This is a genomic window from Bacillus inaquosorum KCTC 13429, assembly GCF_000332645.1.
Lineage (GTDB): Bacteria > Bacillota > Bacilli > Bacillales > Bacillaceae > Bacillus > Bacillus inaquosorum.
Genome location: NZ_AMXN01000015.1, coordinates 1 through 15,529, shown reverse-complemented (window position 1 = coordinate 15,529; position 15,529 = coordinate 1). Strand labels below are relative to the sequence as shown.

Genomic DNA, 15,529 nt, shown 5'->3' with positions numbered 1-15,529 from the left:
ATCAAACTCTCCGATAAATGGATCACAGGTTAAGTCCACCGCATTCTGCGGCGACACCTGTGTGACCTGCATCGTGCAGGCCCTAGTTTGACTGACTACGCACATCGCTGTGCGATTTATTTAAAAATGAATTAACAGGTACGTTTTGTCTTGTTTAGTTTTCAAAGAACTTTGTTGCCGCTCTTTAAGCGACTTTATAATCATAACATTTTCTATCGCTATCGTCAACAACTTTTTAATTATTTCTTTCCAAAAAAGCAATTCGCCATCAGCGACGTATATTAGAATAACACCCTGAGCTATCAAAGTCAATATATAATATCAATTAAATGATAAATTGCTTAATGACAACTAACGCAGCTATTCCCGGTATTCCTAAAATTCCGCTGATAGCTGTAGTGACAATATTAATTGGCACATGAATGCCAAGACTGCCGCCAAACATATTTACACAAACCAGCAGCAAAGCACCCGCAACAAATTTAACAGCTGTAATGCCAATCCACTTTAAAGGCTTTGCTGCTGAACCTGATAAAAAAAGAAGAATAACCAGTCCTAAAATAATCCCTATAATAAAAATAGGCTCCATGAATCTTCTCATCTCCTTTGCTTGTTCTAGTACAAGCTTATGAGAAGATCCAGGAGTTTAGACCACTTACTTCCACCTGCTGATTTTTAAATTTCGCTGCTTTGCTTCCCTCAAGTAAAAAAAATACTTTGCTTCAGCTACTTTTAGTTCGTATAACACTTCAGCAGACGGTTCTAAGCTTTTTTCAACCAGCTTTTTCTGCCTGTTCCACTCTTCCTTTTGCTTAAAAAGCTGCTCGGTTAGTTTTTCATCAAACTCTCTTCTCAATGTTTTCTTGCGAAGAAAACCCATGGATCGCTTTTTCCTCCTTACAATTCACGTCTTCCTTCAAGTGCTTTAGAAAGAGTGACCTCATCCGCATATTCCAAATCGCCGCCGACGGGCAGTCCGTGGGCAATACGGGAGAGCTTAATACCAGACGGCTTCAGGAGCCTTGATATATACATCGCCGTTGCTTCCCCTTCTATATTAGGGTTTGTCGCGAGAATCACTTCTGTCACTTGATCATCCTGTAATCGTTTTAACAATTCTGGTATTTTAATATCCTCCGGTCCGATGCCGTCCATTGGAGAAATGGCGCCGTGGAGAACGTGATACTGTCCATTGTATTCCTTCATTTTCTCCATAGCGATAACATCCTTAGGGTCTTGCACAACACAGATAATAGACTTATCCCTGCGCGTATCTTCACATATATAGCAAGGGTCCTGATCTGTAATATGCCCGCAAACTGAACAATATGTCAGGTTGCGTTTCGCATTTACTAATGCTTTCGCAAAATCTAATACCACATCTTCTTTCATACCTAGAACAAAAAAAGCCAGACGAACCGCTGTTTTCGGTCCGATCCCTGGCAATTTCATAAAGCTGTCAATCAGCTTTGATATTGGTTCAGGATATTGCATGTTCTTTTATCCCCCTAGAATAAACCTGGCATGTTCATTCCCTTTGTAAATTGACCCATTGTTTCGTTTGTGATCTCGTCAACTTTTTTCAAAGCTTCATTCGTTGCAGCAAGCACTAAATCTTGAAGCATGTCGATATCTTCCGGATCAACGACTTCCTCTTTAATGATGACATCCAGGATTTCTTTTTGGCCGTTTGCTTTTACTGTTACCATACCGCCGCCCGCAGTTCCTTCAACAACCTTTTCTGCAAGCTCTTCTTGAGCCTTCGCCATGTCCTTTTGCATTTTTTGCATTTGTTTCATCATTTTTTGCATATTTCCCATTCCGCCACGCATAGCATTCACTCTCTTTCATTTTGTTAGTCTTTTATTTCAATTAAATCCGCTCCGACAAGCTTTTTCGCCTCGGCAATCAGCGGGTCTTCTTCAGCCGGTTCATTTGATCCTTCATTTTCCTGCTGATGATCTACTAAAAATTCTTCTCTTATTTTACCCCATTGTTCTTCTGGAACGCCAATCAAATCCATTCTTTTTCCGAGCATCGATTCTAAAATCTGCTCAAGATTGGTCCGGACTCCGTTATTATCCTCGGCGACCATTTTACAATGAATTTCATATTTGAATTTCAAAACAAATGCCGCTGAGGCGGCTGCCACAGGTTCACTGTCATTCAGCAAAGCGGCATGTGACACTTTGTTTTGCTGTTTGAGATGAGCAAGAAGCTTGCCCCAGCTGTTTCTGAGCAGGTCAAGATCCGGTCTCGTAGCTTCCTTTAGAATTTCATGAATTCTGCCTACTGGTGCTTTGTAATTGGATTTCCCGCCCTTTGGCACACGCGGCGTTTCTTTTTTCGGGCTTTCCGCCGCTGCTTTAATACCCGTTGTTTTAAGCCGCTCCACTTCCTGCTCGAGCTGCTGAATTTTTTTCATCAGCATATCGACTTCAGGCAGGTCAGCAGTTGATTGATGAGACGTTTGGCAAATCTTCACCACTGCCACTTCAAAAAAGATACGGGGATGATTTGTCCATTTCATTTCTTGGTGGCTCTTGTTCAGAATATCTATCATTTCATATATGGCCTGTGCCGGAATTTGTTCGCTTAGTCCCCGGAACGTTTCATCAACTTTTACTTTTTCAAGCACCCCTTCTAAGCCAGGGGCTGTTTTGTACAGCAGCATGTCCCTGAAATAGAAAATCATATCCTCTATCAGCTTAGCCGGATCTTTCCCTTGCTGAAGCAGCTCATTTAATGTTTCCAGTGCGTCAGAAACGTTTTTATCATGCAGGGATTGTGCAAGCTTTCCTATATATAATTGAGAAACAGCTCCCGTAATCAAAAGCGCATCCTCGACCTTCAGGACATCACCGCTGAATGATACAGCCTGATCAAGAAGACTCAAAGCATCCCTCATACCGCCATCTGCAGCACTCGCAATGATATCAAGTGATCCCTCTTCCACTTGCAGCTGTTCGGCATCAACGATTTTATTCATACATCCGACAATCGCTTGGGATGTAATTCGTTTAAAATCAAAACGCTGACATCTGGAGATAATGGTTAAAGGAATTTTGTGCGGTTCGGTTGTTGCTAAAATGAAAATACAATGCTCGGGCGGCTCTTCTAATGTTTTTAGCAATGCATTAAAGGCGCCGATAGAAAGCATATGTACCTCATCTATGATATATACCTTATATGTGACGGCCGACGGGGCAAACTTCACTTTATCGCGAATGTCACGAATCTCATCAACACCGTTGTTTGAAGCGGCGTCAATTTCTATGACATCGGATATTGACCCGTTTGTTATCCCTTTACAGGCCGCACATTCGTTGCATGGCTCATCAACAGGAGCATGTTCACAGTTGACAGCCTTGGCAAATATTTTGGCTGCACTGGTTTTTCCCGTTCCTCTTGGCCCGGAAAACAGATAGGCGTGAGAAAACTTTTTTTGCAAAAGGGCATTTTGCAGCGTTTTTGTAATGTGTTCTTGTCCAACCACATCTTCAAAGCGCTGAGGCCTGAATACTCGATATAAAGCTTGGTAACTCACGGGTTTGCCCTCCTCCGTTATTCATCATTCCCATTATACATGAACCTTGTTTCGATTCCAAAAGCTCTTTTTACATAACAAAAAACTCACCTAATGATAGGTGAGTCTGAAAATTTGATGATTGATTTACCGTGCACCTTCTGTCGATTCGCTACCCTAAGCGTTACTTAAGCAGTTAGCTCGGCCCAGGCAACCCTGCGGCACATGAGAGGTTTCACTTAATGCTGCTTCCTTCCGGACCTGACATGGTTCATGAATTCCCATTGCGCAGGACCCAAACGTCAACACCACTTACTTAAGGCAGACCTTAAAGTAAACGAACCTCGAGAAGGGATTCGGCCCTGCTAGAGCGGATTGCAGGTACAGGGCACCGCTACCTCCCCGCTTAGCACGGCAAAATAAATATCAAATTTTATATCGCATCTATTGCGATGCATACATAAGTATATCGTTTCCCCCTAAAAATTGCAACCGGACTACTCAGACAAGTTTTTCCTGAAGGCTTTCTTCTTTTTTCGCAGTTCTCTAAAAAACGAACTGAGCATTCCTCCGCATTCCTCCTCAAGCACCCCGCTCACCACTTCAGCCTGGTGGTTAAAGCGCTCTTCCTGCAAAAGGTTCATAAGCGTGCCTGAACAGCCGCCTTTAGGGTCAAATGCACCAAATACCACTTTTTCCACTCGAGAAAGCACGACGGCACCAGCACACATCGGACAAGGCTCAAGCGTCACATAAAGAGTTGCCCCCTCCAGCCGCCACGTTCCCAGCGCCTTACACGCTTCATCAATCACAAGCATTTCCGCATGAGCGATTGACCGCTGCTCCGTCTCTCTTAAATTATGTGCACGCGCTACGATTTCATCATTGACGACAAGCACGGCGCCGATTGGCACTTCACCTTTCTCTTCAGCTTTTTTCGCTTCTTTAATTGCTTCTTTCATATAAAGTTCATCTTGTGTCATAAGGATAAGCTCTCTTTTCAAAGTTTTTTCATTGCCTAAAAAGGCTACATATTAACTATAACTGAAACGGAAAGGAGACTGTCGATTGTCCAAAGCAGACACAGCTCTTCTCATTGTAGACATGATCAATAATTTTGAATTCGATATGGGAGAAAGCCTCGCTAAAAAAACAGAAAAAATCGTTCCTCACATTTTATCATTAAAGGAGCATGCGAGACAAAATGACTGGCCGATTATTTACATTAATGATCATTACGGACTTTGGCAAGCTGATATTAAAAATATTCAGCAAGAATGCACGAATGAAAAAAGCAAGGATATCATCAGACAAATAGCGCCGGAAGATGCTGATTATTTTTTAATCAAACCGAAACATTCCGCCTTTTACGAAACAGCACTTCACACTCTCCTTACCGAATTGCAGGTGAAGCATATTGTCTTAACAGGTATAGCCGGTAACATATGCGTGCTGTTTACCGCTAATGACGCTTACATGAGGGAATACAGCATCACGATTCCTAAGGACTGTATCGCCTCAAATCGTGACGAAGACAACGAATTTGCCTTGACCATGATGGAGAATGTTCTTTTCGCAGAAATTACGACCGAGGAACAAATTACAGAAAAATAAACATGATCAGCGTTTTTCTTTCATACATTGGATAGCGATATGAAAGGAGGCGTTTTTCATTCAAATTTATGTGGTGAAACAAGGCGACACTCTTTCTGCTATCGCTTCACAATACAGAACAACTGTAAGTGAAATCACAGAAACGAATGAAATACCGAATCCCGACAGCCTTGTTGTCGGACAAACCATTGTCATTCCAATAGCTGGCCAGTTCTATGATGTTCAACAAGGTGATACCCTGACATCCATCGCGCAACAATTTAATACAACGGCAGCCGAGCTCGCCAGGGTTAATCGCATCCAGTTAAATACCGTGCTGCAGATTGGTTTCCGTTTATACATCCCCCCAATTCCTAAACGGGACATCGAATCAAATGCTTATTTGGAGCCCCGCGGAAATCAAGTCAGCGAAAATCTCCAGCAGGCGGCCAGAGAAGCGTCGCCCTACTTAACGTACCTAGGCGCATTCAGTTTCCAGGCACAGCGTGACGGAACCTTAGTCGCACCGCCTTTAACCAATTTAAGAAGCATTGCAGAGAATCAAAACACGACATTGATGATGATTATAACGAACCTAGAAAACCAGGCATTCAGCGATGAACTCGGCCGGATCCTTTTGAACGACGATACTGTAAAAAGAAGACTTTTAAATGAAATAGTCGAGAATGCAAAAAGATATGGTTTCTATGATATTCATTTTGACTTTGAATATTTGCGGCCTGAGGATAGAGAAGCCTATAATCAATTTCTCCGTGAAGCAAGGGATCTTTTCCATCGAGAAGGCTTAGAAATTTCTACAGCGCTTGCCCCAAAAACAAGCGCAACACAGCAGGGCAGATGGTACGAAGCCCATGATTACAGAGCCCATGGCCAAATTGTCGACTTTGTTGTTCTCATGACATATGAATGGGGCTATAGCGGCGGGCCGGCTCAAGCCGTTTCTCCAATCGGGCCTGTTCGGGATGTCATAGAATATGCTTTGACTGAAATGCCTGCGAATAAAATTGTCATGGGCCAGAATTTATATGGGTATGACTGGACGCTGCCATATACAGCTGGCGGAACTCCGGCAAGAGCAATAAGCCCTCAGCAAGCCATTGTCATTGCCGATCAAAACAATGCAGAAATTCAGTATGACCAAACCGCTCAAGCCCCTTTCTTCCGCTATACTGATGCAGAAAACAGAAGACACGAGGTATGGTTCGAGGATGCCCGCTCGATCCAAGCAAAATTCAATTTGATTAAAGAGCTGAATTTAAGAGGCATCAGCTATTGGAAGCTGGGTCTTTCCTTCCCGCAAAACTGGCTGCTGCTGTCTGATCAATTTAATATTGTCAAAAAGACGTTTCGATAATTTGGAAACGTCTTTTTTTCATGGGGGCGCCCAAGGGTTGTGATACAATATGAAGGTCGGTAACTGACGAACGTTTTTCAGAAATAAGGAGGATTCCGATGAATACAGCCCCTTTTATTGCAATAGAAGGTCCTATCGGGGCAGGAAAAACTACCCTCGCGACGATGCTCTCACAAGAATTTGGATTCCCTATGATTAGTGAGATTGTTGAGGATAACCCGTACCTTGATAAGTTTTATGACAATATAGAGGAATGGAGCTTCCAGCTTGAAATGTTTTTTCTTTGTCACAGATACAAACAGCTTGAAGACACCAGTGATCACTTTTTAAAAAAGGGACAGCCTGTGATAGCTGATTATCACATTTATAAAAATGTGATTTTTGCGGAACGTACCCTGTCTCAGCATCAGCTGGAAAAATATAAAAAGATTTATCACCTGCTAACGGATGATCTACCAAAGCCGAATGTCATCATTTACATAAAGGCTAGTCTGCCCACATTGTTACACCGTATTGAAAAACGCGGACGCCCCTTTGAGAAAAAAATTGAAACAAGCTATTTAGAGCAGCTGATCGCAGATTATGAAGTCGCCATCAAACAGCTGCAGGAATCAGATCCTGAACTTACAGTGTTAACCATAGATGGCGATTCTAAAGATTTCGTTTTGAATAAGAGCGACTTTGAACGCATTGCCGCCCATGTAAAGGAGCTTATCGTATGAAGGAACATCATATCCCTAAAAATTCAATTATCACAGTAGCAGGAACAGTAGGTGTCGGAAAATCGACTTTAACAAAAGCTTTGGCTAAACGGCTTGGATTTAAAACCTCTCTGGAGGAAGTCGATCATAATCCATACTTAGAAAAGTTCTATCATGATTTTGAGCGTTGGAGCTTTCACCTGCAAATCTATTTCTTAGCTGAGCGATTCAAAGAACAGAAAACGATTTTTGAAGCCGGCGGAGGATTTGTACAGGATCGTTCTATTTATGAAGACACAGGTATTTTCGCGAAAATGCATGCTGACAAAGGGACAATGTCAAAGACTGATTATAAAACTTACACAAGCCTTTTCGAAGCAATGGTGATGACACCGTATTTCCCACACCCAGATGTATTGATTTATTTAGAAGGAGATCTGGAGAACATTTTAAACCGAATTGAAGAACGCGGCCGTGAAATGGAGCTTCAGACAAGCCCCTCTTACTGGGAGGAAATGCATACACGCTATGAAAACTGGATAAGCGGTTTTAACGCCTGCCCTGTTCTAAAGCTTCGCATTGAGGATTACGATCTGCTGAACGACGAAAGCTCGATTGAAAACATAGTAGATCAAATCGCTTCAGTTATTCATGAAAATCAAAAAAAGTGAATCTCAACTGAGATTCACTTTTTCATTATAATAAAAAATCCGCTGCACCGAACGCAACGGACAAAACAATCTCCAATATATGCTTGTGTTTCATTAGATTAAAATCAATATGGCGGAGGAAGAGGGATTCGAACCCCCGCGGGCTTTGACACCCCTGTCGGTTTTCAAGACCGATCCCTTCAGCCGGACTTGGGTATTCCTCCGTATCGACAAGACTTACTATATCATGAATGTTCTTATATGGTCAAGCATTTTTAAAAACTTTTTTTGTTTTTATAAAAATGTCCTGTCTACACAGGCAAAAAGGCGCACCTGGTCAGGCACACCTTTTCACAATTTTATGGTTTTATTACTTCTCTATTTCCCATATAAGGGCGAAGTACTTTTGGAACAACAACGCTTCCGTCTTCCTGCTGATAATTTTCTAAGATAGCGGCAACTGTTCTTCCAACCGCCAGACCTGAACCATTCAGTGTGTGTACATGCTCTGGCTTGCCTTTCGCTTCACGTCTGAAACGAATGTTCGCACGTCTTGCCTGGAACGCTTCGAAGTTGCTGCAAGAAGAGATTTCACGATATGTGTCTTGGCTTGGAATCCAAACTTCGATATCGTATTTTTTCGCAGCCGTAAAGCCTAGATCACCCGTACACATGCTCATGACACGGTATGGAAGCTCAAGCAGCTGAAGAACTCGTTCTGCTTGGTTTGTAAGCTTCTCTAATTCTTCATAAGAATCTTCAGGCTTTACAAACTTCACAAGCTCAACTTTATTAAATTGGTGCTGACGGATTAATCCGCGTGTATCGCGCCCTGCTGAACCAGCTTCAGAACGGAAGCAGGCACTGAATGCCGCATAGTTAATCGGCAGGCTGTCACCTGAAAGGATCTCATCGCGATGCATGTTTGTAATCGGTACTTCCGCAGTCGGAATTAAGAAGTAATCTTCTTCTCTGATTTTAAACGCATCCTCTTCGAATTTAGGAAGCTGACCCGTTCCCGTCATGCTTGCGCGGTTTACCATATAAGGCGGGATCACTTCAGTATAGTTATACTCATCTACATGCAGATCAAGCATAAAGTTATAAAGCGCACGCTCCAGACGAGCACCTAAACCTTTATAGAACACGAAACGGCTTCCTGTTACCTTTGCAGCACGTTCAAAATCAAGAATACCCAGCTCATCTGCAATATCCCAGTGCGGTTTCGGATCGTAAGCAAATGAAGGCTTTTCACCCCATTTACGCACTTCTATGTTGTCGTCTTCTGTTTCACCGACAGGGACAGACTCATGCGGAATGTTTGGAATTGAAAGAAGAATGGTATCAAGCTCAGCTTCCACTGTTCTTAATTCTTCATCAAGTTTTTTAATTTCCTCGCCCACTTCACGCATTTCTTTAATAATGTGATCCGCGTCTTTTTTCTCACGCTTCAGCACAGCAACCTGCTGAGATACTTCATTTCGTTTTCCCTTTAACTCTTCAACTTTACCGATAAGCTCTCTTCGTCTATCGTCCAGCGCCTCAAACTTATCAAAATCAGTTAAGTCTTCGCCTTTGTGTACAAGCTTTGCCTTAATTTCTTGGAAATTTGCTCTCAGCATTTTCGTATCAAGCATGCGAAACACTCCTTTTATTGAATTTGTCGAAAATAAAAAGAGCCCTCATCCCCATAAAGGGACGAGAGCTCTCGCGTTGCCACCCTGATTGAAAACAAGTCAAAGACTCGCTTTCCACTTTCACACATAACGGTTATCCCGTAAATGCCTACTTATTTCAGCATTTCGCTCAAGGATGGATTCAGACAGCATCTTTCACCGATTCACACCAACCATCGGCTCTCTTAGAAAGAGAGGCTTCCTACTAGTTCCTATCAACGCTTTTCGATCTTTATTTGTGCTTATAATGTACTATAAGTTTCCACAGCTTTCAACTGTTTTATACAAGTGCTTTCTGCTTGTATTCCTCAACCATTTGAACAAACAGCTGTGTCACTCGGTGATCTTCTGTCAGCTCCGGATGGAACGAGCAGCCCAGGAATTGATCCTGTTTAGCAGCTACAATACGACCATTATGCTCCGAAAGAACTTCAACATTTTCACCAGCTTCTAAAATATGCGGCGCACGGATGAATACCCCTGTAAAAGGCTCGTCCAGGCCTTTGATTGTTAAATCAGCTTCAAAGCTGTCTACCTGCCGGCCAAACGAATTGCGTTCAACAACCACATTCAGCAGACCTAAATGAGGATTATCTGAGCCAGCAATTTCTTTTGCTAATATAATTAATCCGGCGCATGTCCCAAACATCGGTTTTCCCTGAGCAGCAAATTCACGAAGTGGCTCCATGAATTGATACGTATCAATCAAACGGCGCATCGTCGTACTCTCACCGCCCGGCAAAATCAACCCGTCGACTTCGTTCAGCTGCTCCGGACGTTTAACGACAAGACCAGCCGCGCCGCATGCTTCAATTGCATGGATATGCTCTCTAACTGCTCCTTGAAGTCCTAATACTCCTATTGTTAACATGTCAGCAGCGCTCCTATATTCTTACCAGCCGCGTTCTTGCATACGCTGTTCTGGAAGTAAGTTTGAGATTTCAATCCCTTTCATTGCAGTACCAAGCTCTTTTGAAAGCTCAGCGATCAATTTGTAATCAGTGTAGTGAGTTGTTGCTTCCACAATTGCTTTCGCAAACTTAGCAGGGTTGTCTGATTTGAAAATACCAGAACCAACAAATACTCCGTCAGCACCAAGCTGCATCATGAGCGCAGCATCAGCAGGAGTGGCTACGCCGCCAGCAGCAAAGTTAACGACAGGAAGCTTACCGTCTCTTTTAATTTGCACAAGAAGCTCGTAAGGAGCACCTAAGTTTTTCGCTTCTGTCATTAATTCATCATCACTCATCGCAACTACTTTGCGCACTTGTGCGTTTACTTTTCGCATATGGCGAACAGCTTCAACAATGTTGCCTGTTCCAGGCTCGCCTTTCGTACGAAGCATAGAAGCACCTTCAGCAATACGGCGTGTTGCTTCACCAAGATCACGGCAGCCGCAGACGAAAGGAACTGTGTATTCATTTTTATTTAAATGAAATTCTTCGTCAGCCGGAGTCAGAACTTCACTTTCATCAATATAGTCAACACCCATAGCTTCAAGCACACGCGCTTCAACAATATGTCCGATACGCGCTTTTGCCATTACCGGGATAGATACTGCATTCATTACTTCTTCCACGATTGTAGGGTCAGCCATACGGGCAACTCCTCCAGCCGCGCGAATATCAGCTGGTACACGTTCTAGCGCCATTACAGCGACAGCTCCAGCCTCTTCAGCAATTTTCGCTTGTTCCGCATTGATGACGTCCATGATGACGCCGCCTTTTTGCATTTCTGCCATTCCACGTTTTACGCGTTCAGTACCTGTTTGAGCCATTTCTTGGTCCCCCTAATCAAGGTATAGTGTATGATTTCTAATCCTTATTGTATCCTAGAAATCCAATAATTCATATGGATATATATCATTTTATTCGGTTTTTAGCGCTTTGAAAATCATTTTTTATTAAAAATTGGGTTTTTTCAGTATATTAAGCGAAAGAGCCCTAACATACATCAGAGCTCTTTTAATTGATTAAAACCAGCCGGTTACCGTATCAACAATACTTCCCCAAATGCCGGCGAAAAATCCGCCGATACTGCGCATTGTCAGAACAAACCAGTTTGCTTTTTCTACATTTTCTTTTGTAACAAGGTCAACGCCAGCTAGATTGCTGTTAAGGAATCCGTAATCCTTTTCATCACCTGTATATTCTGCAGTCAGTTTCCCAACCTTCGTTCCTTTTTTTACAGGAGCAGTTAAGGTGTCTTTATTTAGTGTAACTTTCGCTTTGTAATTCTTTTCTTCGCCATTTTTGACAGGAAGAGAGAACGCCTTGTTTGTTACAATGCCTACTTCTTTCTCTTTACCCTTATCAACTGAAATCGTTTTATGGCCTTTTACTTGATCGCCTTCAGCATAAATTTCTTTCATGGAGAAATTGTCGAAAGCATAATCGAACATTTTTTTCGTTTCATCGAAACGGCCTGTATGTAGGTTGCCTTTTGCGTTTAATACAACAGTAATAACACGCATTCCATTGAGTTCAGCTGTTCCTGTGAAGCATGAACCCGCAGAGTCAGTAGAGCCTGTTTTCAGTCCGTCTACAGTCGCTTTTTTATACTCACTAACGAGCCCTTTCAGCATGAAGTTCCAGTTCGGCATGTCCATTTCATCATCAGTGCCTTTTCTGAACTTTGTTTTAGCGATACTGGAAGTCTCCAGAATCTCAGGGTAGTCAGTAATCAAGTGATCCGCAAGAATCGCCATGTCCTTAGCAGAAACTTCACTTTCTTCATCTGCGCTTGTCCCCTCAGGCTGCTGCCCGTGAAGATCTTTGTTTTCAAGACCTGTTGCGTTAACAAATTTATAATCTGTTAAACCTAGTTCTTTCGCTTTTGCATTCATTTTTTCAACAAACTTAGTTTCACTGCCCGCAACGACTTCCGCAATCGCGATAGCCGCGGCATTTGCAGAATAAATTGCTGTAGCTTGATATAGTTCTTTTACCGTGTATTTCCCGTCTTTCCGAAGAGGAACGTTTGATAAGCTGTTATCTTGGGAAATCTCATACACATAGTCATCAGGCGTATAGGTTTGGTCCCATTTCACTTTACCTTCATCAATTGCTTCTAATAACAGATACTCTGTCATCATTTTTGTCATGCTGGCAATTGGCAGTCTCTGATCTGCATTTTTACTGTACAAAATTTTACCTGAAGAAGCTTCGATCATAATAGCAGCTGATGCATTGACATCAATTGGATCACTGGCTGCTTTTGCTTTTGACATTGGAGCCAGACAAGTGACAGCTAGTGTTAACACAACCAATGACATCAATAACTGTTTACATTTCTTGATGTTCAATCGTACGACCTCCGTATTTCATTTTCTTCATCTATAATTAAGCCGTTAAGGACATTTTCAATGCACAACAGTATAAATTTTATCATAATCAGTATAAAAAAAATAGACAGAGTCAGAGACCCTGTCAAATGTTTTTAATTTGTAACAATTTATTATGAAATTGTATAGTTCGGAGATTCTTTTGTAATCTGTACATCATGCGGATGGCTTTCACGAAGCCCTGCGCCAGTCATGCGGATGAACTGAGCTTCTTCTCTTAAAGCTCGGAGATCTTTGGATCCGCAATATCCCATACCAGAACGAAGTCCGCCGACTAGCTGATAAACAGTTTCTTCAACTGGTCCTTTGTAAGGTGTGCGTCCTTCAATTCCTTCAGGAACGAATTTTTTGTTTTCTTCTTGGAAGTAACGATCTTTACTTCCTTTTTCCATTGCAGCAACCGATCCCATGCCGCGGTATACTTTAAATCTTCTGCCTTGGTAGATTTCAGTTTCACCAGGGCTTTCTGACGTACCTGCAAGCAAGCTTCCAAGCATAACAGCATGTCCGCCGGCTGCCAATGCTTTAGTGATATCGCCAGAGAATTTAATTCCGCCGTCTGCGATGATTGTTTTGCCGTGTTTCCTTGCTTCAGTCGCACAATCATAAATTGCTGTGATCTGCGGAACACCGACACCTGCTACCACACGTGTTGTACAAATTGAACCAGGTCCGATTCCAACTTTGACAACGTCTGCCCCAGCTTCGATAAGCGCTCTTGTCGCTTCAGCTGTTGCCACGTTTCCAGCAATAATGTTTAATTCAGGATATGTTTCACGGATCTTTGTTACTGTGTTTAATACGCCTTGAGAATGTCCGTGAGCTGTATCGATAACAATAACATCAACATTGGCTTCAACAAGCTTTTTGACGCGAGTCATTGTATCGCCAGTTACGCCAACTGCCGCACCAACGATCAGGCGGCCGTGGATGTCTTTAGATGAGTTAGGGAACTCAATGACTTTTTCAATGTCTTTAATTGTGATAAGACCTTTTAATTTATTCTGGTCATCAACGAGAGGAAGCTTTTCAATTTTATGTTTCTGCAAAATCTTTTCAGCTTCATCCAGAGTCGTTCCTACAGGTGCAGTAACAAGCTCTTCTTTCGTCATGACATCGCTGATTTTCATTGAGTAGTCAGAAATAAAACGAAGATCACGGTTTGTAATAATTCCTACAAGCTTTTGGTCTTCCTCGTTATCTACAATCGGAACACCGGAAATTCTGTATTTACCCATCAAGTGCTCCGCATCAAATACTTGGTGATCAGGAGTTAAAAAGAAGGGATTTGTGATAACGCCACGCTCAGAACGCTTTACTTTATCAACTTGTTCAGCCTGCTGTTCAATGGACATATTTTTATGAATGATGCCCAAGCCGCCCTGTCTAGCCATTGCAATTGCCATTGCTGATTCTGTTACAGTGTCCATACCTGCGCTGATGACAGGAATATTTAGCTTTAACGTTTTTGTAAGTTCTACAGATAAATCCACATCACGCGGAAGTACCTCTGACTTAGCTGGTACAAGCAGCACATCGTCAAACGTTAAGCCTTCTTTTGAAAATTTACTTTCCCACATTAGTAAATCCCCCTCTTTTCGGCAAAATATTATATGTAGATTATCAACTAGCCAAGAGCATGTCAAGGAAGCGGGAAAGAGTTGAAATATTTAGATAACGGAAAGGATTAAGAAATACATATGACATATCATGAGTGGAAAGACTTAGCGCTATTTTATTCCGTTGAATCAACCCAGAAATTTCTAGAGAAAGTGTATATCTTAAACGGTATTGACGATGCGAAAAAGAACTCTTTTAAAAACAGTGAGCGGTTTATTTATTTCTTAAAGCATGCCGAATCGTTTTATAAACAAGCCTCATATTCCCCATTAGAAATCAAACCGATTCTTTTATTTTACGGAATGGCACAGCTTATCAAAGCATGTCTAATTACACGGGATCCTCATTATCCAAGCCATACATCAGTACTGGCACATGGCGTAACAACAAGAAAGCGAAAGAAACAGAATTATTGTTTTAGCGATGATGAAGTAAAAATACAACGGAACGGCCTATGCATACATTTCATGAAACACTTATTCGGCCAATCGGATATAGTAGATGAACGGTACACCATGAAAAAATTATTAATGGCGATTCCAGAACTAAGTGATACTTTCTATTTTCAGCAGAAAGAACGTTTTATGACAAAAGTCGAGAAGGAGAAGGACAGGATTTCTGTACCAGAGGATGTGGTCATCAATTATAAAATGTCTGATGCAAGATTTGCCGAATATATGTCCCACCATTTTCAATGGTCTTTTGAAAAGAAAAATGAAAACGAGCTGCTGTTTGAAATTTCATCGCAAGACATGAAGCCATGGACATCAACCAGTTTGTTGTATGACCTGGGTAAGAACCAATATTATATCCCTTCTCAAAGAGAGCAATTTCTTAGACTTCCTGAAATGGCAGTTCATTATCTAATTTTGTACAACATAGGGATGATTGCGAGGTATGAAACGGAATGGTGGTATGAGTTGTTAACACAGCATATAAGCGATGATTACGTGCTAATACAGCAGTTTTTATTAGTGACAGAAAAGAAATTTCCGACATACGCTTTACAATTTCTTCTTCAATTTTGACAAACAAAAAAACCCAG

16 protein-coding genes, 1 tRNA gene, 1 other RNA gene and 1 other annotated feature are annotated in these 15,529 nt (G+C 41.9%); of the genes, 5 read left to right on the top strand and 13 right to left on the bottom strand.

What is annotated here, in order from left to right:
- Nucleotides 1-325: 325 nt before the first annotated feature.
- From bofA to tadA, 7 genes are all read right to left on the bottom strand, one after another.
- Entirely contained in the window at nucleotides 326-589 is a 264-nt protein-coding gene (gene bofA, locus BSI_RS00090) for a sigma-K factor-processing regulator BofA (RefSeq protein ID WP_003242389.1), read from the bottom strand.
- A 66-nt stretch (nucleotides 590-655) separates the two neighbouring features.
- Nucleotides 656-880 carry a YaaL family protein gene (locus BSI_RS00095; RefSeq protein ID WP_003242387.1) on the bottom strand — a complete coding sequence of 75 codons (225 nt, stop codon included), beginning with the start codon at nucleotides 878-880 and terminating at the stop codon, nucleotides 656-658.
- A 17-nt stretch (nucleotides 881-897) separates the two neighbouring features.
- Nucleotides 898-1,494: a recombination protein RecR gene (gene recR, locus BSI_RS00100; protein ID WP_003242386.1), complete on the bottom strand. Its 597-nt coding sequence runs from the start codon at nucleotides 1,492-1,494 to the stop codon at nucleotides 898-900.
- 14 nt (nucleotides 1,495-1,508) lie between these two features.
- On the bottom strand, nucleotides 1,509-1,832 hold the full coding sequence (locus tag BSI_RS00105) for a YbaB/EbfC family nucleoid-associated protein (RefSeq protein ID WP_003225427.1): 324 nt from the start codon (nucleotides 1,830-1,832) through the stop codon (nucleotides 1,509-1,511).
- A gap of 23 nt (nucleotides 1,833-1,855) precedes the next feature.
- A complete protein-coding gene (dnaX, locus tag BSI_RS00110; RefSeq protein ID WP_003242385.1) occupies nucleotides 1,856-3,547 on the bottom strand; it encodes a DNA polymerase III subunit gamma/tau in 1,692 nt (563 codons plus the stop codon).
- 129 nt (nucleotides 3,548-3,676) lie between these two features.
- Nucleotides 3,677-3,941: signal recognition particle sRNA large type (gene ffs / locus BSI_RS22405), an RNA gene on the bottom strand.
- A gap of 82 nt (nucleotides 3,942-4,023) precedes the next feature.
- Nucleotides 4,024-4,509, bottom strand: a complete 486-nt coding sequence (gene tadA, locus BSI_RS00115) for a tRNA adenosine(34) deaminase TadA (protein ID WP_003242382.1) — start codon at nucleotides 4,507-4,509, stop codon at nucleotides 4,024-4,026.
- Nucleotides 4,510-4,594: 85 nt separating this feature from the next.
- Between tadA and BSI_RS00120 the strand changes: the two genes are divergently transcribed.
- The 4 genes from BSI_RS00120 (at nucleotide 4,595) to dck (ending at nucleotide 7,866) form a co-directional block, all read left to right on the top strand.
- Nucleotides 4,595-5,140 (top strand): cysteine hydrolase family protein, encoded by a 546-nt coding sequence (locus BSI_RS00120; RefSeq protein WP_003242380.1) that lies wholly within the window; start codon nucleotides 4,595-4,597, stop codon nucleotides 5,138-5,140.
- A 70-nt stretch (nucleotides 5,141-5,210) separates the two neighbouring features.
- Complete coding sequence (locus BSI_RS00125; RefSeq protein WP_003242378.1) at nucleotides 5,211-6,494, top strand: glycosyl hydrolase family 18 protein; 1,284 nt, start codon at nucleotides 5,211-5,213, stop codon at nucleotides 6,492-6,494.
- 98 nt (nucleotides 6,495-6,592) lie between these two features.
- Nucleotides 6,593-7,216, top strand: coding sequence for a deoxyguanosine kinase (dgk, locus tag BSI_RS00130; protein WP_003242376.1), 624 nt, complete (start codon nucleotides 6,593-6,595; stop codon nucleotides 7,214-7,216).
- Complete coding sequence (gene dck, locus BSI_RS00135; protein ID WP_003242374.1) at nucleotides 7,213-7,866, top strand: deoxyadenosine/deoxycytidine kinase; 654 nt, start codon at nucleotides 7,213-7,215, stop codon at nucleotides 7,864-7,866. Before dgk ends, dck begins: the two co-directional genes overlap by 4 nt.
- Nucleotides 7,867-7,976: 110 nt before the next feature.
- Here the strand turns inward: dck and BSI_RS00140 are convergent.
- The 6 genes from BSI_RS00140 to guaB form a co-directional block, all read right to left on the bottom strand.
- Nucleotides 7,977-8,069: transfer RNA gene (locus tag BSI_RS00140), tRNA-Ser, on the bottom strand.
- A 135-nt stretch (nucleotides 8,070-8,204) separates the two neighbouring features.
- A complete protein-coding gene (gene serS / locus BSI_RS00145) occupies nucleotides 8,205-9,482 on the bottom strand; it encodes a serine--tRNA ligase (RefSeq protein ID WP_003242372.1) in 1,278 nt (425 codons plus the stop codon).
- Between the two features lie 54 nt (nucleotides 9,483-9,536).
- Nucleotides 9,537-9,749 (bottom strand) — a binding site (T-box leader).
- Between the two features lie 52 nt (nucleotides 9,750-9,801).
- Nucleotides 9,802-10,392, bottom strand: coding sequence for a pyridoxal 5'-phosphate synthase glutaminase subunit PdxT (gene pdxT / locus BSI_RS00150; protein ID WP_003242371.1), 591 nt, complete (start codon nucleotides 10,390-10,392; stop codon nucleotides 9,802-9,804).
- Nucleotides 10,393-10,413: 21 nt separating this feature from the next.
- A complete protein-coding gene (gene pdxS / locus BSI_RS00155; protein ID WP_003242369.1) occupies nucleotides 10,414-11,298 on the bottom strand; it encodes a pyridoxal 5'-phosphate synthase lyase subunit PdxS in 885 nt (294 codons plus the stop codon).
- 195 nt (nucleotides 11,299-11,493) lie between these two features.
- Nucleotides 11,494-12,825, bottom strand: coding sequence for a D-alanyl-D-alanine carboxypeptidase (dacA, locus tag BSI_RS00160; protein ID WP_003242367.1), 1,332 nt, complete (start codon nucleotides 12,823-12,825; stop codon nucleotides 11,494-11,496).
- Between the two features lie 152 nt (nucleotides 12,826-12,977).
- A complete protein-coding gene (guaB, locus tag BSI_RS00165) occupies nucleotides 12,978-14,444 on the bottom strand; it encodes an IMP dehydrogenase (RefSeq protein ID WP_003242365.1) in 1,467 nt (488 codons plus the stop codon).
- A gap of 120 nt (nucleotides 14,445-14,564) precedes the next feature.
- Here guaB and BSI_RS00170 point away from each other — a divergent pair, with 120 nt between their 5' ends.
- Entirely contained in the window at nucleotides 14,565-15,512 is a 948-nt protein-coding gene (locus tag BSI_RS00170; protein WP_003242363.1) for a YaaC family protein, read from the top strand.
- The last annotated feature ends 17 nt before the right edge of the window (nucleotides 15,513-15,529 follow it).

Coding starts and splice junctions, on each gene's coding strand:
- bofA (WP_003242389.1), bottom strand. CDS start 589: ATGGAGCCTATTTTTATTATAGGGATTATTTTAGGACTGGTTATTCTT.
- BSI_RS00095 (WP_003242387.1), bottom strand. CDS start 880: ATGGGTTTTCTTCGCAAGAAAACATTGAGAAGAGAGTTTGATGAAAAA.
- recR (WP_003242386.1), bottom strand. CDS start 1,494: ATGCAATATCCTGAACCAATATCAAAGCTGATTGACAGCTTTATGAAA.
- BSI_RS00105 (WP_003225427.1), bottom strand. CDS start 1,832: ATGCGTGGCGGAATGGGAAATATGCAAAAAATGATGAAACAAATGCAA.
- tadA (WP_003242382.1), bottom strand. CDS start 4,509: ATGACACAAGATGAACTTTATATGAAAGAAGCAATTAAAGAAGCGAAA.
- dgk (WP_003242376.1), top strand. CDS start 6,593: ATGAATACAGCCCCTTTTATTGCAATAGAAGGTCCTATCGGGGCAGGA.
- dck (WP_003242374.1), top strand. CDS start 7,213: ATGAAGGAACATCATATCCCTAAAAATTCAATTATCACAGTAGCAGGA.
- serS (WP_003242372.1), bottom strand. CDS start 9,482: ATGCTTGATACGAAAATGCTGAGAGCAAATTTCCAAGAAATTAAGGCA.
- pdxT (WP_003242371.1), bottom strand. CDS start 10,392: ATGTTAACAATAGGAGTATTAGGACTTCAAGGAGCAGTTAGAGAGCAT.
- pdxS (WP_003242369.1), bottom strand. CDS start 11,298: ATGGCTCAAACAGGTACTGAACGCGTAAAACGTGGAATGGCAGAAATG.
- guaB (WP_003242365.1), bottom strand. CDS start 14,444: ATGTGGGAAAGTAAATTTTCAAAAGAAGGCTTAACGTTTGACGATGTG.
- BSI_RS00170 (WP_003242363.1), top strand. CDS start 14,565: ATGACATATCATGAGTGGAAAGACTTAGCGCTATTTTATTCCGTTGAA.